Source organism: Exiguobacterium sp. s57, from assembly GCF_018617685.1.
In the GTDB taxonomy this organism is placed as follows: Bacteria; Bacillota; Bacilli; order Exiguobacteriales; family Exiguobacteriaceae; genus Exiguobacterium; species Exiguobacterium marinum.
Genome location: NZ_JACSKR010000001.1, coordinates 957,116 through 977,899 on the forward strand (window position 1 = coordinate 957,116; position 20,784 = coordinate 977,899).

The 20,784-nt window shown below is 48.4% G+C and carries 19 protein-coding genes and 1 other RNA gene; 1 reads left to right on the forward strand and 19 read right to left on the reverse strand.

What is annotated here, in order from left to right; translation table 11 throughout:
- Positions 1 to 423 precede the first annotated feature (423 nt).
- Positions 424 to 2,109: a GIY-YIG nuclease family protein gene (locus KNO98_RS04875; RefSeq protein ID WP_214699431.1), complete on the forward strand. Its 1,686-nt coding sequence runs from the start codon at positions 424 to 426 to the stop codon at positions 2,107 to 2,109.
- Positions 2,110 to 2,291: 182 nt separating this feature from the next.
- Here the strand turns inward: KNO98_RS04875 and KNO98_RS04880 are convergent, their stop codons facing one another.
- The 19 genes from KNO98_RS04880 to KNO98_RS04970 all read right to left on the reverse strand — a co-directional run bounded on the left by KNO98_RS04880 (position 2,292) and on the right by KNO98_RS04970 (position 20,781).
- Positions 2,292 to 2,900 (reverse strand): hypothetical protein, encoded by a 609-nt coding sequence (locus KNO98_RS04880; RefSeq protein WP_214699433.1) that lies wholly within the window; start codon positions 2,898 to 2,900, stop codon positions 2,292 to 2,294.
- Positions 2,901 to 3,076: 176 nt separating this feature from the next.
- On the reverse strand, positions 3,077 to 3,220 hold the full coding sequence (locus KNO98_RS04885) for a hypothetical protein (RefSeq protein ID WP_012726898.1): 144 nt from the start codon (positions 3,218 to 3,220) through the stop codon (positions 3,077 to 3,079).
- Between the two features lie 116 nt (positions 3,221 to 3,336).
- Positions 3,337 to 3,692: a transfer-messenger RNA gene (ssrA, locus tag KNO98_RS04890) on the reverse strand.
- A 49-nt stretch (positions 3,693 to 3,741) separates the two neighbouring features.
- Positions 3,742 to 4,212 (reverse strand): SsrA-binding protein SmpB, encoded by a 471-nt coding sequence (smpB, locus tag KNO98_RS04895; RefSeq protein WP_026825453.1) that lies wholly within the window; start codon positions 4,210 to 4,212, stop codon positions 3,742 to 3,744.
- Positions 4,213 to 4,266: 54 nt separating this feature from the next.
- The gene (gene rnr, locus KNO98_RS04900; protein ID WP_214699435.1) at positions 4,267 to 6,672 is read right to left on the reverse strand and encodes a ribonuclease R; all 2,406 of its coding nucleotides are present in this window, start codon (positions 6,670 to 6,672) and stop codon (positions 4,267 to 4,269) included.
- A gap of 15 nt (positions 6,673 to 6,687) precedes the next feature.
- Complete coding sequence (locus tag KNO98_RS04905) at positions 6,688 to 7,440, reverse strand: alpha/beta hydrolase (RefSeq protein ID WP_371742748.1); 753 nt, start codon at positions 7,438 to 7,440, stop codon at positions 6,688 to 6,690.
- A gap of 90 nt (positions 7,441 to 7,530) precedes the next feature.
- On the reverse strand, positions 7,531 to 7,755 hold the full coding sequence (secG, locus tag KNO98_RS04910) for a preprotein translocase subunit SecG (protein WP_012726902.1): 225 nt from the start codon (positions 7,753 to 7,755) through the stop codon (positions 7,531 to 7,533).
- A 73-nt stretch (positions 7,756 to 7,828) separates the two neighbouring features.
- Entirely contained in the window at positions 7,829 to 8,716 is an 888-nt protein-coding gene (locus KNO98_RS04915) for a YitT family protein (protein ID WP_051545959.1), read from the reverse strand.
- Between the two features lie 47 nt (positions 8,717 to 8,763).
- Positions 8,764 to 10,104 carry a glycosyltransferase gene (locus KNO98_RS04920; RefSeq protein ID WP_214699437.1) on the reverse strand — a complete coding sequence of 447 codons (1,341 nt, stop codon included), beginning with the start codon at positions 10,102 to 10,104 and terminating at the stop codon, positions 8,764 to 8,766.
- Positions 10,101 to 11,309 (reverse strand): glycosyltransferase family 4 protein, encoded by a 1,209-nt coding sequence (locus tag KNO98_RS04925; protein WP_251129975.1) that lies wholly within the window; start codon positions 11,307 to 11,309, stop codon positions 10,101 to 10,103. Before KNO98_RS04925 ends, KNO98_RS04920 begins: the two co-directional genes overlap by 4 nt.
- A gap of 21 nt (positions 11,310 to 11,330) precedes the next feature.
- Entirely contained in the window at positions 11,331 to 12,212 is an 882-nt protein-coding gene (gene galU, locus KNO98_RS04930; RefSeq protein ID WP_026825448.1) for a UTP--glucose-1-phosphate uridylyltransferase GalU, read from the reverse strand.
- 232 nt (positions 12,213 to 12,444) lie between these two features.
- Positions 12,445 to 13,242 (reverse strand): aminoglycoside phosphotransferase family protein, encoded by a 798-nt coding sequence (locus tag KNO98_RS04935; RefSeq protein WP_214699442.1) that lies wholly within the window; start codon positions 13,240 to 13,242, stop codon positions 12,445 to 12,447.
- 157 nt (positions 13,243 to 13,399) lie between these two features.
- Positions 13,400 to 14,692 (reverse strand): phosphopyruvate hydratase, encoded by a 1,293-nt coding sequence (gene eno / locus KNO98_RS04940; RefSeq protein ID WP_214699443.1) that lies wholly within the window; start codon positions 14,690 to 14,692, stop codon positions 13,400 to 13,402.
- Between the two features lie 36 nt (positions 14,693 to 14,728).
- On the reverse strand, positions 14,729 to 16,267 hold the full coding sequence (gpmI, locus tag KNO98_RS04945) for a 2,3-bisphosphoglycerate-independent phosphoglycerate mutase (protein ID WP_026825445.1): 1,539 nt from the start codon (positions 16,265 to 16,267) through the stop codon (positions 14,729 to 14,731).
- Complete coding sequence (gene tpiA / locus KNO98_RS04950; protein WP_026825444.1) at positions 16,268 to 17,020, reverse strand: triose-phosphate isomerase; 753 nt, start codon at positions 17,018 to 17,020, stop codon at positions 16,268 to 16,270.
- 18 nt (positions 17,021 to 17,038) lie between these two features.
- Positions 17,039 to 18,223, reverse strand: coding sequence for a phosphoglycerate kinase (locus KNO98_RS04955; protein WP_026825443.1), 1,185 nt, complete (start codon positions 18,221 to 18,223; stop codon positions 17,039 to 17,041).
- A 97-nt stretch (positions 18,224 to 18,320) separates the two neighbouring features.
- On the reverse strand, positions 18,321 to 19,328 hold the full coding sequence (gap, locus tag KNO98_RS04960) for a type I glyceraldehyde-3-phosphate dehydrogenase (RefSeq protein ID WP_026825442.1): 1,008 nt from the start codon (positions 19,326 to 19,328) through the stop codon (positions 18,321 to 18,323).
- Between the two features lie 57 nt (positions 19,329 to 19,385).
- Positions 19,386 to 20,411, reverse strand: coding sequence for a sugar-binding transcriptional regulator (locus tag KNO98_RS04965; RefSeq protein ID WP_026825441.1), 1,026 nt, complete (start codon positions 20,409 to 20,411; stop codon positions 19,386 to 19,388).
- A gap of 112 nt (positions 20,412 to 20,523) precedes the next feature.
- Positions 20,524 to 20,781 carry a glutaredoxin family protein gene (locus tag KNO98_RS04970; protein WP_214699445.1) on the reverse strand — a complete coding sequence of 86 codons (258 nt, stop codon included), beginning with the start codon at positions 20,779 to 20,781 and terminating at the stop codon, positions 20,524 to 20,526.
- Positions 20,782 to 20,784 lie beyond the last annotated feature (3 nt).

Here is a 20,784-nt window from a genome sequence, read left to right on the forward strand (position 1 = left end):
TCTAAACCAGTACCATCATCTAGAAGTTCTCCGTTTTTAGCGGTATAGTCGACACGAATTTCGGCTCGCTGCAAGATGTCGTTCTCTTGTAACGCAGACATCCATGTCCGAACGCGTTCTTCGTCATCAGCTTTCGGTTCCCGATGAAGCGTCAGGATATTTTGTATATCTCTACTGATTCTACATCCATCACTATAAAAGTTATCAATTTATACACTAAAATCTTTCTAGTTTCTCTAAATAAAAAACAGCAGTCAGATTGAATCTATCTAAAGCATCTATCATCTAAATATAAAAATATCTAAATTGAATAAATCCTTCCACAAAATTATTTTACATTTTTAACTAATTATAATGTTTTATTGTAATTTCTTCAGTAAAATAATATTAGTAAGTATCTACATAAGAGAAAGGTTGAGGTTTATGAGCGCAGATAAGATTGAAAAAGTGAAAATAAAAACACCTTGGTATTTTAGTTGGTGGACAATACTGACATTAATTTTGGCAGGAATTATAACGGTTGGATTGACTTCAATTATAGGTTTTATTTTACTGTTTGGTCGTTTCTATTATATGAAGTCAGAAAAATTAAAACTACAGGTCTCTGAAGTTAAAAATTTGCAAGAAGAAATCACTTCTTTGAAAACGGAACTAAATAATCTAGAAATCGAACATAACCAGATTCAAGTAAATATCTCAAATTCTCTAAATATTTTTGAAGAAAACAAAGCAAGCTATATAGAACAAATACGAGCTGAATACGAGTCGGAAGGAAAACGAATTATTGATGAAATCATATTGAACAATCAAAAGAAAATAGCTGAACTTCAAAAGTTTGCAGAAGAGCGTGATGAGTTATCAATTGAAAATGAAAAATTGAGCAAAAATATAAAATCACAAAGTACTAAACTTTCAAAACTGAAAACAGAGTTCAATGGTATTCGCAATTTAATCGATTTATTTCCACAATTATTCAACGAAGATAATCTTCCGAATGAGTTAGAACTATTATTAGCAAATTATGATGAAGAAAGTATTATGAAAAGCCTGGTAGAACTAGATTATCATGCAATGAATTCAAAAGAATTACGAAAACAAATTAATAAAATCAAAAAAGAAATTGCAACATTGTTAGATAAGTATAAAGATCGCTACAAAACAAAGGCAAACCAAGCAATCTATCAACTAATGGTAATAGGCTTACAAGCTGAATTGCAGAATATTCTTTATACCCTTTCATACGCAAAACATGAAGAAGCTATTGACAATGCAAAAGCTTTGATTCGAAAATATTTAGCTATTTCAACAAACGGTAATGCTTCAATTTCACCAACTATTTCAAAATTTTTAGCAGAACTTGAACCGTTGTTCATTGAAGCGATTGAGGTTGAGTATCAGTATTACATTAAGCGTGAACAAGAAAAAGAAGAACAACGTTTAATTCGAGAGCAAATGCGTCAAGAAGCTGCGGAACGTAAAGAGTTAGAAGCACAAAAGAAAAAATTAGAGGCAGAAGAGGCCAAATTCGAGGTAGAATTACAACGTACGAATGAGCTTCTAATCAGCGAAACTAATCCAGATATAATTGCTCAATTACAGTCACGTATTTCAGAACTTGAGCAACAACAAAACAATGTTGTAGAGCAGAAAGAAGAAATTTTTAAACGAGCGAATGGTAAAGCTGGTTATGTTTATGCTATCTCAAATCTAGGTTCCTTCGGTAAACAAGTATTCAAAGTTGGAATGACAAGACGAATGAACCCACAAGATCGAGTTGATGAACTTGGGGACGCATCTGTGCCTTTTAAATTCGATGTACACGCAATGATTTTCTCAGATGATGCAGTGGGCTTAGAATATCAACTCCATCAAGAATTAAGTGATAAGCGCTTAAATAAAGTGAACTTACGTAAAGAGTTTTTTGTGACAACGGTTAAAGAATTACAAACTTTAGTTGAAACAATCGATCCAACTGCTGAATTTAAGACAACAATGGTTGCACACGAATACTTTAGAAGTATCGAAATGGATGAAGTGGGAATCATACCTACTTCAAGCTTGCCTTTCGATAGTGATGAGGTTGAAGTGAATGAACCCATTCTGAATTAAGTATCCTAAGTCACAAACTAACCCCTGAATGAGCACTTATTATTAAGTGTCTTTCATTCAGGGGTTAGTTTGTTTAACGAGATTCGACTTGTTTTTGGTTAAGGTGACTTGTTAAATTAACTCCGCCACCTTTAACTTTCAAATTATTAATATGAGGACTTATGGAAGTGGATCTCGGTCCATCAAACAGGAGCAGAAAACTCTCTTTTAATTTGTTCGATGTCGATCATTGTTTTTTCGTGAACATACTGAACGAGCGCATCATACTGTTCGACCGTATTGAGTTTTTTGAATTTCTCCACATCCGTTGCAAAGCCTGCGAAATATTCACTTTGATACTCTGGATTGTTGAAGAGCCTCAAATATTCCATATAGTCCTTGATGGTCATTTGACTCACGATGTGAGTGAGAATGGTCTCCCACTCTTTAATCCGCCCCTCATGAATCTGTTTTTTGATGACGATGTCTTGTGCTTGCTCCATTTTGGTTTGTCGAATGCATTGCTCTACTTCCAATTTGTATTCAAGTAACTCATCGCGATTTCGAGTATCTAACGTAGGGGTCACTTCAGTTAAATAGTATTGGTATCGTTGCTTTCGCGGATGCATGTTCTTGGCTTTGGCTTTTTTAGGGCTTTGATCGGGATCATCGGACTTATTAAATCGTTTCTTTAAATTGATTGACCCTAAAGCCCCAATGATTTCTTTGTTATGTTTTAATGCAAGTTTGCCTACTGTCGGACCATATTTTTTGACCCCATTCACAATCAATTCCGTCGATTTTTTAGACATGTGAACTCCTCCTATGGTATGTATGTTTATTTGACGTTTTTTCAAAAAACAACTCGTGGTTTCTATTCAACAAAACAATGCTCAATCCCTTGATTCCCATCAAAAACCTAATGACCGGTGTCCGCTATCCATAAGAAAAGGACTAATGAGCAGTCACTCAAAAATCCTTCGTCAGATCACTTCTTCTCTTGTTGCTTCTGCAAATACGCTTCACGAAGCTGGTTCAATCGTTCTTTCTTGTTCGAGACAGTCGGCTTTTTGCCGTCCTGGTACTTCGCCGCAGCTACTTTGCTTCTTGTGTCTAATTGATATTTCCCCATGCGTTTCACCTTCCTTTCTTTCTAGCTTCAATCAAAAGCAAAGACCTTCTAATCTCAATGAAATTAGAAGGTCTTACATGAAAATCATTGAATCGCAGTCGTTACAGACTGCTTCAAAATGGAGACGGCGGGAGTCGAACCCGCGTCCGAAGGCATCGTAACGTATGCTTCTACGTGTGTAGTTTATCTATTGAATCTCGATGTGACACTGCCGATAAACAGGCGTTGTCGCATCCAGTCTGTTTCATCTCTTCTTCGCGCCCTCAGACGGCGAGGTTGAAGCGTAGCTTGCTTAGTTTGAGACCCTGAAAGTCATCCACACAAGCGATGGATGTCAGGATCCGCAGGGCACTTAGGCTGCTGCGAGTTGTGTGTTAGTTTTGCCAGTTATAGGCGTTTGCGTTTTAACGAGGCCGACCCCTCGACACGCAACATACGACCGACCTACCCCCGTCGAATCCATAACGTCCCCGGGGTGGTAATTGGTACTCTATTTAATATACCACAATTAGGATTCGTTGTCAGTATTTTTGCCGATCGCGCATCGCACGGTCGACGTCACGCTTCGCGTCTTTCTTCTTCAAGTCCTCACGTTTGTCGTACTTCTTCTTCCCTTTTCCGACACCGAGCAGGCACTTCGCAACCCCATTCTTGATATACACTTTGAGCGGGATGATCGTGTAGCCGTCACGCCCTGATGCTCCAATGAGCTGATTGATCTGCTTCTTATGCAACAATAGCTTCCGGACGCGGAGTGGGTCATGGTTGAAGCGGTTCCCTTGTTCGAACGGGCTGATATGACAGTTGTGAAGTGTCGCCTCGCCCCCGTCGAATCGGACGTACGCATCCGCGATGTTGATCTTCGATTGACGGACCGACTTGATCTCCGTCCCTGTGAGCACCATACCTGCCTCAATCGTATCTTCGATCGCGTAATCGAAGGACGCCTTGCGGTTTTGGGCGAGTGCGTTCGAATCTTTCTTCTTGGCCATACACATTCAGTCCTTTATCTACAAGATACGGAGGAAGGGACGAGCCCTTCCCCGTCAGCGACGCTTCTTCGCACCTCGTTTAGCGTCGCCTTTTCGTTTGTGCTTGTCTTTATTCTTCAGGTCGAGTGCCGAACGGCCTTGGGATGACTTCTCCCCGTCTCGCTTCGGTTTCTCGCCTGGTTTACCCGGCTTGCCGGGTCTTCCTGGTTTGCCGCGCTTCTTCTTGTCGTCCCGACCGCGACCGCCACGACGGTCTTTCTCGTCCTTCTTCGGACGACCGCCTTTCGCTTTGATCGTCGTCGGTTGGCGACGCGTCGACGGTTCTCGTTTCGGCATGCCGACGACCGTGAAATCGATCGTCCGCTCGTCTAAGTTGACGGCGTCGACTTTGACACGGACGGCGTCCCCGATACGGAACTGACGTTTCGTCCGCTCCCCGAGGAGCATGAGCTGTGACTCATCGAAGTGATAGTAGTCATCCATCGACTGGAGACGGACAAGCCCTTCAATCGTATTCGGAAGCTCGATGAACATCCCGAAATTCGTGACGCCGGCGACGACACCATCGAACTCTTCACCGAGATGGGCTTCCATGTATTCGGCTTTTTTGAGTGCCTGTGTCTCGCGCTCTGCGTCGACCGAGCGACGTTCCCGTTTCGATGCCTGTTCAGCGATCGCCCCGAGACGGTCCTCGTACTTCGCAATCGTCTTCTCCGACAAATCGTTGTTGAAGACGTACGTGCGCATGAGACGGTGGACAATCAAGTCCGGATAACGACGGATCGGTGACGTGAAGTGCGTATAGAAGTCTGTCGCGAGTCCGAAGTGACCGAGCGAGACGTCATCATATTTCGCCTGTTGCATCGAGCGAAGCATGATCGTGCTGATGACCGGCTCTTCCGGTTCCCCGTCGATTGCCTTCAAAATCTTTTGAAGCGTCTTCGGTTCGACCGTCTGCCCTTTGATGCGTTCGATGTGAACACCAAAGTTTGCGACGAAGTCGAAGAAGAAGTCGAGCTTGTCCGGTTTTGGATTGTCGTGGACACGATAGATGAACGGCACGTCCATCTTGTGAAAGTGTTCCGCAACCGTCTCGTTGGCTGCGAGCATGAACTCCTCGATCAACTTCTCGGCGACCGAACGTGGACGAAGCACGATATCTGCCGGCTTCCCTTCCTCGTTGACGACGACTTTCGCCTCGGCGAAATCGAAGTTGATGGCACCGCGCGAGTTACGGCGTTTCCGAAGCACTTCCGCGAGCTCGGCCATGAGGTCGAACTCACCGATGAACGGTTCGTACTTTTTCAACGTCTCTTCGTCATCGCGCTCGATGATCTCACGGACATTCGTATACGTCATCCGCTCCGTCGTCTTGATGACACTCGGGAACAAGTCATGGCGAACGACCTTCCCGTTTTGCGGGGAGATCTCCATGACGCAGCTGAGCGTCAAGCGGTTGACGTGCGGGTTGAGGGAACAGATCCCGTTCGAGAGTCGGTGCGGAATCATCGGAATGACACGGTCGACGAGATAGACACTCGTCCCGCGCTCGAACGCCTCGACGTCGAGCGGTGAGCCCTCTTTCACGTAATGCGAGACGTCGGCGATATGGACACCGAGCTCGTAGTTGCCGTTATCGAGTTTTTTGACGTGGACGGCATCGTCCAAGTCTTTCGCATCTTCGCCGTCAATCGTGAAGATCGTCTCGTCACGAAGGTCGACGCGTCCGATGAAGTCTTTCTCGTCCGCATCGTCCGGTACGGCGTTCGCCTGAGCGATGACGTCCTCCGGGAACTCCGTCGGAATGCCATGCTTATAGACGATCGACAAGATGTCGACGCCGGGATCGTTCTTATGCCCGATGATACGGACGACGTCACAGGCACCGGCGAAGCGTCCGTCCGGATACTTCGTGATGCGCACGACGACTTTATGCCCGTCGACGGCACCGAGTGACTTGTCCGGGTTGACGACCGGCCAGAAGTTGATGCGTTTGTCATCCGGCTCGATGAAGGCGAACTGGTCGAGTCGACCGCTCGGGAGTGTGTACGTCCCGACGAACTCGGAAAGTCCGCGCTTCAATACTTTTAATAAAATTCCTTCTGTCTTGCCACGATTGTCCTCGCGCTTTTTGACGAGGATCGTATCGCCATGATAGACGTCCTTCAGTTGGTCGGGCGGCAAGAACACGTCTTCCGCTTCCCCTTCGACCGACAAGAAGCCGAAGCCGCGCTGGTGGATCGAGATGATCCCCGCGACTTGGCCGAGTACGGCGAGCGTCCCGTAACGGTTCGTCCGCGTCCGGCCGATGGCACCCTCTTCCTCGAGGGCATTCAATGTGCGGATGAGCTCTTTGAAGTCATCCGTCGACGCGAGCTGTAGTCGCTCGGTCAGTTGATCGACAGAGAGCGGTTTCTCGCTCGCCTGTAAAATCTCTAGTAATTGGTCACGTAAATTCAACGTGACACCTCCTTCTTAGACTGACCAGTCTAACGTTTCGAGAAAATCGAGCACGTCCTGGTGCAGTTTCTCTTTTTCTTTGTCGAGCGTGATCACATGTCCCGAGTCCTCATAGATGAGCAACTCTTTTTGGAACGTGTTGACCGCCTCGTAAATCTGATTCGCCGATTCCGGGTCGATCATGTTGTCTTTGGCGCCTTGGACGACGAGTGTCGGGACGAAGATGTCCTCGAGCTTCGACGCCGTGTCGCGGACGAAGGCACGGAGGTCTTTTAGCGTCGGCATCGGTTTGAACTCTGCCATCTCCTGCTCGATCTGTTCCGGCGACTTTTCTTCTCTTCCCTTATATTCTCGCGCATATGCCTGGACTCCTTTATACAAGCGGTCCTCGGCATCGATTCCCGTCGGCGCGCACATCGGGATGACCGCCTTGACGTCTTTCTCCTCGGCGAGACGGAGCGACATCACGCCACCTAGCGAGAGTCCGCAGACGACGATCTCCTCATGGCCTTTGTCGACGAGTGTCTGGTAAGCGTTCAAGACGTCTTCCCACCAGTCTTTCGGTCCATATTGGAGTAATTCTTCCGGTGGGACGGCATGACCACGATAGATCGGTCCCATACATGTGTATCCTTCTTTTTGAAGGAAGCGACCGAGCATGCGGACATCCGCGCTCGATCCAGTGAAGCCATGTAACATCAACACGGCACGTTTTCCGCCCTCGAAGAAGAACGGTTTTGGTGCTGTTACTTTCATTTCGTACGTCATCTCCTCGTATCTACATTATTCCCCAAAAATAAATCGAAAAAACAAAGGCTGACCGCCTCACGTGAAAATCGAGAACGATCAGCCTTATCATCATAATGATGCGACTAGTAATCCTAAAATGAAAAACAAAGTGCCTAGTACAGCTGCAGTTCGGTTCAAAACAGCATCGAAGCCGCGTGCTTTCTGGCGTCCGAACAACTGCTCCGCGCCACCTGCAATCGCTCCAAGACCTTGCGACCGACCTGACATGAGCAGTACGACGACAATCAATAAGACAGCCACGACAAGTAGGCTGATTGTAGCGATCGTTTGCATAGTAGTCAGTTCCTCCTTCTATTTACACGCCTTTTATTATATAGAAGTTATCAATAAAACACCAGCATTCAAATTATCGGGACGGGTAACTGAATCCTTCCCCGATGACTTCCTTCACTTGGTGGATGACGACGAAGGCCCGGTCGTCCGTCACTTGGACGATTTTTTTGAGCGGCGCGATCTGACGTTTGTCGACGATCATATACAACATGTTCTTATCTTGCTTCGTATAGTAGCCATGTCCATGGATAATCGTTGCCGAGCGGCCAAGCGTTTCCGTCAAGACGACGGCGAGCTCTTCATGTTTGTCACTGATGATCGTGACGGCCTTGCGGATGTTGAGTCCTTCCGCGACGAGGTCGATGACCCATGAGCCGATGATGATGGCGATGAGCGTATACAGGACGACCTGCTCCCCTAAGAAGAAGCCGGATGTCGCGACGACGATCGCGTCGATGATGAACATCGAGACGGCGACGCTCAAATGGAGATAGCGCTCCATGAGACGGGCGATGATGACACCCCCGCCGGTCGTACCGCCGACACGGAGCACCATGCCGATCCCGACCCCGATCATGATCCCGGCATAGACGGCCGCGAGCAGTTTGTCCTCAGCCGGGCTGCCCCAGTTATGCGTCAGACTGAGAAAGAACGATGTCGCGACGACCGCGATGACCGAATAGACCATTGTCCGGCGGTCAAGCAGCTTATAGCCGATGATAAAGAGAATCCCGTTCCCGATGATCGACGTGAGCCCGAGGTCCCAGCCGAACACGTAGTACAGGATGATCGTGACCCCGAGCAGGCCACCTTCCGAGAAATCGTTCGGTACGGTGAAGTAGTTGACCCCGAACGAGAGAATGAATGAGCCCGCGATGATCCAGGCGATGTCCTTCACCGAGATGGTTTGTAGCTTGCGCCATACTTGTTGGCGCAATAGATGTTGCTGTTGACGTTTCATACATGTCCTCCTTCCACATAAAAAAGACCGCGGCAAAAGCCGCAGTCTTAAGATTGTACTGGCTTTGGCGCACCGTCTTTCATAATCGGCAACTTGCGCTCCGCTGCATTTGCGTAGACGTTCAAGAGTGCCTCTTTTTCCAAATCCCAGTTATATTTCTCACGCGCGGTCTTCGTGTTCTCTTTGACACGCGCGTAGAGTGCTTGATCTTCAATCAATCGGTTGACGCCGTCCGCAATCGATTGTGGATCATGCGAATCGACGAGCACCCCGACGTCATTTCCCGCAACGACCCGTTCGATTTCAGGGAAGTCACATGAGACGACCGGTACTTCAGCCATCAAATACTCAAACAATTTATTAGATGAGGCCGAGTAATGGTTGAAGCAGACGTTGTTCAATACTTGGAAGCCTAAGTAGGCGTTCATCGTATAGTAAGGTAACGCTTCGACCGGTACTTTGTCAATCATCTTGACGCGGTCGCCGACCCCTTCCGTCTCAATCAACTGTTGAATCGTCGGTTTGAGCTTCCCGTCCCCGATCATGACGAGCGTACCTTCTTTGAAGTCTTTCGCCGCGAGCACGAGCTGTTCGAGGCCGCGTCCGGCTTGAACCCCACCTTGGTATAAGAGGATCTTCTCGTCTTTCGGCAAATCGAGGAGTGCATGCAAATCCTTACGGAGCGAGAAGTCGAGCGGACGATAAAACGGATAGTTGTGGAGCACATACGGATAGAACCCGTACAACTCTTCGTTATGTGCCGCACGTGTATGGTTCTCGACCATCATCGTATCGACGAACGGCAAGAGCCATCCTTCGAGGTTACTTTGAATGTAGCCGTAGCCGGTACGGTCCGTCTGTACTTCGTGCGAATCATAGACGATTCTGCCTTTGTTGAACACTTTTCCAGCGAGGAGTGCCTGCGGGAGTGTGTTCAAATCATTCGCATGGTAAAAGTCATACGATTTTTTCGTCGAAGCGAACACCATCTCGAGCATCGCACTCGCGTTGACGATTTGCTTACGTACTTGTGGTAACAAGACCGTTCCGACGGCTGCACCGAGCGCGAGCATCGTGAACGGCGCGAGTAAGACCAACCCGGCACCGACGAGCCCAGCACCAATCTGGCGGGTCCGCTTCTCGCTCACCCATTGGTATGTCTTCTTCGCGAATTTGAGCGCATTGACGAGAATCGAGGGTTGTCGCTTCACGCGGATGACACGGAAGCCTTCCGGACGCATCTCTTCTTTTGAAAGCTCTTTATTTTTAGGATCTTGAAGCGCAATCAAATCGACTTCATAACCTGCCTCGGCAAGTGCTGAGCACTCACGAAGGACGCGCGCATCATTCGTAAAATGGTTCCATACAAACATACATACTGACTTCATTGTCTTTCCTCCATCACTAACTGTTGTACGACTTGATCTAGCACGTCGATATTCTCTTCCCAACATAAATTCTCTTTGACGTAACGAATCCCGTTTGCCCCGAGTGCCTCCCGTAGGTCTGGTCGGTCGAGGAGCTTCCGTAGAATCCGTTCGATCTCATCGATGTCACGCTTCCGTGACACGTAGCCGACTTCCGCCGCTTCAATGACATTCGCCGCATGGCCTGACACTGCTGCGACAATCGGTTTGCCGACCGCCATATAGTCGATCAGTTTCCCAGGGATGACAGTATCGAACACTTCTTGCTCGATCAGGCTGACGAACGCGACATCTGCATTTTTAATCGCCTGGAACGCCTCCGTCCTTGGCATCGCCTCGAGGAACAAGAAGTTTTGGAAGCCGCGATCTTTAATCGTCTGCTTCAACTCTTCTTTCCGATATCCGTAGCCAATCAATTTGAAATGAACCCGTGGCTCGTCCCGGAACCGTTCGGCAAGTTCGAGCAACAGAGACACGTCCTGGGCAAGACCCATATTTCCGGCGTATAAAATCTCCATCCGGTCGTCCGGTGGAATCGTCCGCTCGAGCGTGCGCTCCGCTTCCCGAATCGAGTTCGGCATATAGTGGATTATCTCATTCGGGACACCGCGCTGACGAAGATAGCTGCGGAATCCTTCCGAGTTGATGATCACTTCATCTGCGGAACGATACAATCGCTTCTCGAGCCAAAACGCTGGCGCGAGCACCCAGTCATGTTTGAATACCCCGACCCCTTTTACCGATTCCGGCCAAAGGTCGCGAACGTCTAAAATCAGTGGGACGCGATACTTTCGTTTCGCATATACTCCGACAAACGCCATAAAAAAAGAAGGGGTCGTCGCAAACACGACGTCAGGCTTCAATTTTAACTGGCGGACAGCTCCAATCCCTTTTACCATTTGTTCGAGGAATAAAAAGAGACGGCTGACCATATTGGACGTATGTTTCCGTTTCTTCGTGACGAGTCGTTTGATGAACGGTTGGTCGTTCAGCTCGCGGTCGTTCCAGAAACGGTCGTCCTGATACATATCAAAGTTCGGGTACGAAGGGGAGGCGGTAACGACCTCGACTTCATACCCGCGCTGTTTCATCAAATGCGTAATGTTTTGCATCCGGTTACCGGCACTGCCGATTTCCGGATAATAGTTTTGGCACACCATGAGCATTGTTTTCAAAAATAACACACCTTACTGTTGATCAAGTTCGTCCACGAGCCGTTTCAATAAGGCGTGGACGTCATCTTTTAAATCAGGATCGCTGAGTGCATGGCAAATCGTCGTTTCGACGAACCCGATTGGCTCTCCGACGTCATAGCGTCGACCATCAAATTCATAAGCGAAGACCGTTTCTGCCTCATTCAAGCGTGCAATCGCATCCGTCAATTGTATCTCGCCTCCGGCACCCGCTTCTTGCCCCGATAGCGCCTCGAAGACGTCCGGTTTCAAGATGTATCGACCGAGGATGGCGAAGTTAGACGGGGCCTCATCGACGGGCGGCTTCTCGACGAACGTCCGCACCGGGATGAGCTTCCCTTCGACGGCAAGCGGGTCAATTATACCATATCGGTTCGTCATTTCATACGGGACACGCTGTACCCCGATGATGGAACGTTCATGCTCCTCATATTGATCAATCAATTGCTTCGTAGCCGGTACGTCGGATTCGATGATATCGTCTCCGAGTAAGACAGCGAACGGCTCATCCCCGATAAACTTTCGGGCGCACCAAATCGCGTGACCGAGACCTTTTGGCTCCTGTTGGCGTATGTAGTGAATGTTCGCCAAGTTCGAGGAGTGACGGACCGATTCGAGCAAGCGGGTCTTTCCTTTCGATTCGAGGTTCTGCTCCAATTCGAGCGCACGGTCGAAGTGGTCTTCAATCGCCCGTTTATTCTTACCTGTGACGATGATGATGTCCTCAATCCCTGAGGCGACGGCCTCCTCGACGATGAACTGGATTGTTGGCTTATTGACGATCGGCAACATTTCTTTTGGCATGGCTTTCGTGGCAGGAAGGAAGCGGGTGCCGAGACCGGCGGCTGGAATGATGGCTTTTCGTACTCGTGTCATAAGCAGTGGCTCCTTTACTCGTTATGTAGAGAGTATACCCAAATTTTGTGTGTTCTGACACAAAATAGAGGTCGTGACAATGTTGTCATGACCAATCGTCAACGCGCTTCGATTTTAGAACGTACCAAATGCCGAATCCAATCACACTCATGACAAGAAGAAGTCCGATCATCCTCATGAGAAATGCCTCCCCATTCATTCTACACTCATTTTATTCCCGGCATACATCGTTTCAGAACCACTTCCGTCCATGCGTTCGAATGAAGCGAAATTCCTCTTGATAATGCTCATAGTGCCCGTCGTCTATCATCTTTTGGAAGGCGACATCTCCTTCAGCAGCTTTTCGTTTCATCAAGAGACAGAGCGCTTCAATGCGTCGTTGCAACATGTCGAATAAGTCGACCTCCGCTTGCTCCCAACCATAGGCTTCGAGAAACAAGGATACCCGCTTGTTATAGATCGCATCGTTTCGATTGGCATCATAATAGATAACTTCCCCTGTTCCCGCTTGATGGCGACGACTGAGCGGAACGAACGTATAAAGTGCATAGACGATATCCCAAGCCCGCGTTCCCGGTGCGGCCAAATCAAAATCGATGACTCCCGCAACTTTCCCCTCGTGAAAAATCGTATTGTAGACGGCGAAGTCGTTATGACAGATGACCTCGAACGGTTGTGGCGTATGATCGATCGGCGCCCATTCCGATGACCATTCAAAATCGATCGACGCATCATGCAGACGTCTCAACAGTCGTGCAGCGTCTTGAATCGCCTCATCGGACCACATATATGATTTGAGAGGATAGTCTGCCGTTTCCCCTTCGATGTAAGTGAGCACCTCTCTTCCAGATTCATCGATTCCAACAAAGCGTGGCACTCCGGAAAGTCGCTTTGCTTCCAAATGCTTCAAGAAGCGATGAATGCGTTCATTTCCCTCTTTTTGTGAACGATAGACATAGCCCCCGTTTCGATGAACGATTGATACGTTTCCCCCGCTTAATCGTTCTTCTTGTTCATTCGATTGGTCCATCCAATCCCTCCCTACTCTTCATCAGTCACGTTCAGTATACAGCAACACGGGATATCGATGATGAGGAGTTCCAACACAGAGCGTTCGCGCCCGTCGATTGAACGGATATTCCACACAAAAAAACAGGCCCGCACGAAGCGAGCCTGAAAACAATCAATTATTTTTTGAGGTTATAGAACGACTTGATGCCGTCGTATTTCGCTACATCGCCGAGCATGTCTTCGATGCGGAGAAGTTGGTTGTACTTCGCGATACGGTCAGTACGTGAGAGTGAACCAGTTTTGATTTGACCAGCGTTTGTCGCAACAGCGATGTCCGCGATTGTCGCATCTTCTGTTTCACCAGAACGGTGTGAGATCACTGCTGTGTAGCCAGCTTTTTTAGCCATTTCGATTGCGTCGAATGTTTCTGTGAGCGTACCGATTTGGTTAACTTTGATGAGGATCGAGTTTGAGATTCCTTTTTCGATACCTTCAGCAAGTTTCTCAGTGTTCGTTACGAAGAGGTCATCCCCAACGAGCTGAACTTTGTTACCGATTTTGTCAGTAAGCAATTTGAAGCCGTCCCAGTCGTTTTCGTCGCAACCGTCTTCGATTGAGATGATTGGGTACTTGTCGACGAGCTCAGCGTAGAAGTCTACAAGCTCAGCAGTTGTCATCGTTTTGCCTTCACCAGCGAGTTCGTACTTGCCAGTTGACTTGTCATAGAATTCTGAAGACGCAACGTCCATTGCGAGGTAGATGTCTTCTCCAGCTTTGTAACCAGCTTTTTCGATCGCTTCAAGGATAACTGTGATCGCTTCTTCGTTTGACTTCAAGTTTGGTGCGAAACCACCTTCGTCACCAACAGCCGTGTTGAGACCCATACCAGAAAGAACTGATTTGAGAGCGTGGAATACTTCTGCACCCATGCGGAGCGCTTCACGGAACGTTGGCGCGCCAACAGGCATGATCATGAACTCTTGGAAGTCAACGTTGTTGTCAGCGTGTGAACCACCGTTGATGATGTTCATCATTGGAGTCGGAAGCGTCTTCGCGTTGAATCCACCGAGGTATGTGTAAAGTGGAAGGCCAAGCTCGTCTGCTGCTGCGTGTGCTGCTGCCATTGAGACACCGAGGATCGCGTTCGCGCCGAGTTTACCTTTGTTTTTCGTACCGTCAAGCTCAATCATTTTCGCATCGAGTGCGTTTTGGTCGAATACATCGTAGCCGATGAGTTCTGGTGCGATCGTGTCGTTCACGTTCGCAACTGCTTTCAAGACACCTTTACCGAGGTAACGTGACTTGTCGCCATCGCGAAGCTCAACTGCTTCGTGCTCACCTGTTGATGCGCCTGATGGGACGAGGGCACGGCCGAAACCGCCGTCTTCTGTGAAGACTTCTACTTCTACTGATGGGTTACCGCGTGAATCTAAAATTTCGCGTGCGTAAATTTCTGTAATCATTGACATGAAAAATCGCTCCTTTTCGTTTGAAAAATAGTTGTTTTATTTTGTAACGATTGATGAACCAGTCATTTCAGCTGGCTGCTCTCCACCGAGAAGGTCGAGAAGCGTTGGGGCGAGGTCGCAAAGTGCGCCTTCGAGAACTGGTTTCAGTTCGACTCCCTCTTTTGTGACGATACATGGAACAGGTTCCGTCGTGTGCGCCGTCATCGGTGAACCATCTGGGTTCGTGACGATGTCCGCATTCCCGTGGTCCGCTGTGATGATGGCCGCGCCACCTTTAGCAAGTAATGCGTCCACTACTTTACCGAGGCATTCGTCGACCACTTCGATCGCTTTCTTCGTCGGCTCAAGCTTACCTGAGTGTCCGACCATATCCGGGTTCGCGAAGTTGATGATGTATGCATCATACTCATCCGACTCGATACGTTCGAGCAAACCGTCTGTGAGTTCATATGCGCTCATTTCTGGTTGAAGATCGTACGTCGCGACTTTCGGTGAAGGTACGAGGAGACGATCCTCACCTTCGAACGGCTTCTCTTGTTGTCCGTTCAAGAAGAACGTGACGTGTGGGTACTTCTCTGTTTCTGCGGCGCGGAGTTGCTTGTATCCTTGCGCAGAGAGTGTTTCCCCGAGTGTGTTCTTCAAATCTTCTGGTGGGAAGACGATATCTGTGTCAATCACATCCGAGTACTTCGTCATCGAAACGAGGAGAAGGTTCTCAGGATGATTTTCAGAGAGTTTGAAGCCTTCGAATCCGGCTTTCTCTTTGAACACTTTCGACAACTGAATCGCCCGGTCCGGACGGAAGTTGAAGAACATGATGGCATCGTTGTCTTGGATTGTCGCAACCGGTTTGCCATCTTTTTCGATGACGGTCGGTAAGACGAACTCATCCGTCAAATCGTTCTCGTAAGACTTCTTGAGAACCTCGACTGGGTCCGTGCCGACTTCGCCTTTGCCGTTTACAAGAACGTCGTATACTTTCTCGACGCGCTCCCAACGGTTGTCGCGGTCCATGGCATAGTAGCGACCAGACACGCTAGCGACTTGACCGACACCGAGTTCAGCAAGCTTCTCTTCTGTTTCTTTGAGGAAACCAGCTCCTGACTTCGGATCACAGTCACGGCCGTCCGTGAACGCGTGAATGTACACTTTTTCGATGCCGTGTAGTTTTGCGAACTCAACGATGGCAAACATGTGGTTGATGTGCGAGTGAATCCCGCCATCTGACACGAGGCCCATGATGTGGAGGCTCGAGTCATGTTTTTTCACATGTCCTGCCAAATGGTTCATCGCTTGACGATCGAATAACGAACGGTCTTTGATTGCGTTGTTGACGCGTGAGAGTGACTGATAGACGACCCGGCCGGCACCGATGTTCAAGTGACCGACTTCTGAGTTCCCCATCTGTCCTTCTGGAAGACCGACGTACTCGCCTTTTGCGTTTAAGAGCGTATGTGGATACTGCTCCCAGTAGCGGTCGAAGTTCGGTTTGTCCGCGGCCATGACCGCGTTACCGAACGATTCGTCACGCATCCCGAAACCATCTAAGATGATGAGTGCGACTGGTCTAGCCATTTAAATCGCCTCCAACAATTTGAGGAACGAAGCGGCTTCAAGTGAAGCACCGCCGACGAGTGCGCCGTCGATGTCTTCTTGTGCCATGTACTCTTTGATGTTCTCAGGTTTGACAGATCCACCGTATTGGATGCGTACTGCAGCCGCTACGTCTTCGCCGTAAAGACCTTTCACAACGTCACGAACATACTTACAAGAGCTTTGTGCGTCAGCTTCGTCCGCTGATTTACCTGTACCGATTGCCCAAACTGGCTCGTACGCAATGACGAGTTGTTTGACTTGGTCAGCAGAGAGGTCAGCTAGACCGCCTTCGACTTGTGTTTTGATGACTTCTTCGAACTTGTCGCCTTCGCGCTCCTCGAGTGTTTCACCGACACAAACGATTGGCGTAAGACCGTGTTCAAACGCTTTTTTCGTTTTGCTGTTGATGAACGCATCTGATTCGCCGAAGTACTCGCGACGTTCTGAATGACCGAGGATGACGTATGTCACACCAAGGTCAGCGACCATCACTGGGCTAATTTCGCCAGTGTAGGCACCGCTATCTTTGTCGTACATGTTTTGTGCACCGAGCATTAAGTTTGACCCTTTAGCTGCTTCTACCATCGGTGCGAGGAAAAGTGCCGGAGCACCAATCGCTGCATCTACTTTGTCAGTAGATGGGATGTTGTTTTTTACTTCTTCTACGAAAGCGACAGCTTCCGAGAGTGTTTTGTTCATTTTCCAGTTACCTGCAATAATCGGTTTACGCATCGATAACCCTCCTCTAAATTACTTGTCGTTCAACGCCTCGACACCTGGAAGTTTTTTGCCTTCCATGAATTCGAGTGACGCGCCGCCACCAGTTGAGATGTGACTCATCTTGTCAGCAAGACCAAACTTGGCTGCCGCAGCGGCTGAGTCGCCACCACCGATGATTGAGTATGCATCGCTGTCCGCAAGTGCTTGAGCGACACCTTTCGTTCCGTTTGCGTATTTATCGAGTTCGAATACGCCCATCGGTCCGTTCCATACGACAAGTTTCGATTCGCGAATCGCGTCCGCGTAAAGTTCGACTGTCTTCGGTCCGATATCGAGACCCATGTGATCCGCTGGGATCGAGTCGATATCGACTGGGCCGACATACGTTTCTTCGCCGAATTCTTTCGCGATGACGCAGTCGACAGGCATCAAGAATTTCACGCCTTTGTCTTCTGCTTTCTTCATGAATTGACGAGCGAGGTCAAGCTTATCCTCTTCAAGGAGTGAATTCCCAACTTCGTGCCCGAGTGCTTTCGAGAACGTGTACGAGAGTCCACCACCGATGATGAGTGTGTCAACGATGTCAAGAAGGTGGTCGATGACCCCAATCTTGTCAGCTACTTTCGATCCGCCGATAATCGCCGTGAACGGACGATCCGGGTTAGAAAGAGCTTTACCGAGAACTTCAAGTTCTTTTTCCATCAAGAGACCCGAAACGGCTGTATCCACGTGGTGTGCAACCCCTTCAGTTGAAGCGTGCGCACGGTGAGCCGCACCGAATGCGTCGTTGACGTATACGTCAGCAAGTGCTGCAAATCCTTTTGCAAGTTCAGGATCGTTTTTCGTTTCTCCTGGGTAGAAACGAACATTCTCTAAAACGACGACATCGCCTTCAGAGAGTTTAGCGACCGCTTCTTCTGCAACAGGGCCGTATGCTTCTTCGACGAGCGGTACATCTTTTCCGAGGAGCTCAGCGAGACGCTTTGCTACCGGAGCAAGTGAGAACTCAGGATTCTTCTCGCCTTTTGGACGGCCGAGGTGGCTCGCAAGGACGAGTTTCGCACCACCGTCAAGCAAGTGCTTGATCGTTGGAAGTGCGGCTTGGATCCGAGTTTCATCTTGGATGACGCCATCTTTGAGTGGAACGTTGAAGTCAACGCGGCAAAAGACGCGTTTCCCTTTTACATCGATGTCACGAATAGACTGTTTGTTCATAACTTTCGCCTCCATATGTCGTGCGTGTTATTTCATAAATAGAGCGGAGAACAATCTCTTGTTTCCGCTCCTATTTGATTCTATTTAGTTCACGAACTTACTTCGCGATGTTAGCGAAGTGCTTAACTGTGCGAACCAATTGTGCAGTGTAAGACATTTCGTTGTCGTACCAAGAAACCGTCTTAACGAGTTGCTTGTCGCCAACTGTCATCACTTTAGTTTGAGTCGCATCGAAGAGTGAACCGTATGCGATACCAACGACGTCAGAAGAAACGATTTGGTCTTCAGTGTAACCGAATGACTCGTTCGCTGCTGCTTTCATTGCTGCGTTTACTTCGTCAACAGATACTTGCTTGTCGAGTACAGTTACGAGCTCAGTGAGTGAACCTGTAGCAACTGGTACACGTTGTGCAGCACCGTCAAGTTTTCCTTGAAGTTCAGGAATTACAAGACCGATTGCTTTAGCAGCACCTGTTGTGTTAGGAACGATGTTCGCTGCAGCTGCACGTGCACGACGGAAGTCACCTTTAGGGTGTGGAGCGTCAAGCGTGTTTTGGTCACCAGTGTAAGCGTGAATCGTAGTCATGAGACCTTCAACGATTCCGAACTGATCTTGAAGAACTTTAGCCATTGGTGCCAAGCAGTTTGTTGTACAAGAAGCACCTGAGATGACTGTTTCAGAACCATCAAGGATTTCGTGGTTTGTGTTGTAAACAACAGTTTTCATGTCACCTGTAGCAGGAGCCGAGATAACAACTTTCTTCGCGCCAGCTTTCAAGTGAAGCTCAGCTTTTTCTTTTGAAGTGAAGAATCCAGTACATTCGAGAACGATGTCTACACCGAGGTCTCCCCATGGAAGTTCTTCAGGGTTACGGTTAGCGAGCGTGATAACTTTCTCTCCGTTTACGAGGAAGTGATCGTCGTGTACTTCAACTTCTCCGTCGAAACGACCTTGAGTCGTGTCATATTTGAGAAGGTGTGCAAGCATCTTCGTGTCTGTCAAGTCGTTGATTGCAACAACTTCGATTCCTTCGTTTTTGATGATCTCGCGGAATGCCAAACGACCGATACGTCCAAATCCGTTAATACCAACTTTTACTGCCATGTTAATTTCCTCCTTAGGGTAGAAGCTATTTATTGAAGAGCCAACGGGGTCAACTCTTTAATAACAAGTTAATAATTCTTTCGCCGCACCTTCGTCTGTGACGAGGATGATGTTCGACGTGTGTTTCGCATAAGCGGCGATCGCCTGCGCCTTCGACTTTCCTCCAGCAACCGCAATGACGGTATCCATGTCATCCAGCTCTTCGAGTTGAATCCCAACCGTCTTGACGCGATGGACGATCTCACCTTCAGCATTGAAATAATATCCGAATGCCTCGGCGACGGCATCATGCCGTTCAATCATCCGCAAATGCTCCGGCGATGCGTGACGACGTTTTGCCATCGTTTCTGCCTCACCAATTCCATGTACCACTATTTGCGCCGCTCTAATCATTTCCAGCACATTTTTTATGCTAGGTTCCTCCACCATCCGGTCGAACGTTTCTTGTGATACTTCATCCGGAATATGTAGAAGATGATAGTCTGCGTGGGCCCGGTCCGCCATGCGTGAACAGACGGTGTTTGCTTGAAGTTCAAGCGTTTCTCCCAGACCTCCACGTGCCGGCACAAAATGCATCGGGCGTTCTTTTTTATCGGGCGACATCATGGCCGCAACCGATGCCATCGTCGTTCCACCCGTTACCGCGATCACGTTATCATCCGGTGCGAGCCGCGCTTTTAATTGCGTGACCGCCGCCCGTCCGATATCGCGTTGGACCCAGAATGTTTCATCTGAATCACCCGGCACGATGACGACTTGGCGAACCCCTAACTTCTCTTCAAGCTCTCTTGCCACTTCTGAGATTCCAAGAAGTTCTCCCATAATCTCATGCAAGTCTCGCAAGACGTTTCGTCCCGTCTCACTGAGGGAAATTCCTTGAGTAGCGACGTAAAGGAGACCTTGATCTTTCAAAAAGTCAACCTCTCGCCTGAGTACTCGTTCGGTCAATCCCAAACTCGTTGCGAGTGTCCTGCGGCCAATTGGCTGCATCAAGCGGACGTAATGTAAGATATCGTAACGATGTCGGAGCGTATCGAGCAGGTCAGGGACAATTTGCTTCTGAACGTGAATCAGTTGCTGGATCATGCTCATACCCCCTCGACTTTAAGTGTGGACAATTTTCGTCCCACTTTTTTATTTGCGTCCCACCGCTACGAGTTCATCTTATCAATCACTTTTCCGTCTGACAACCCCTTCAAACGTTTTTTTTCAATGTAAGCGTATACTTAACAAAATCTTCAACTTTGTTGTCATCATATCGCCCTTGACTGATGGTCTCTCCCTCGTGTATAAGAACGGGGATTTCGAAGAGATACTTTTCTTCGAGTACCTCGTCCCCTGTGATATCAATTTGTTCGATTTCAATCGGATAGTCTTCTTGAAGCCATTCGAGCATGACGACCGCCTCGTCACAAAGCGAGCAATTCTCACGTTTATATAATGTCAATTTCATCTG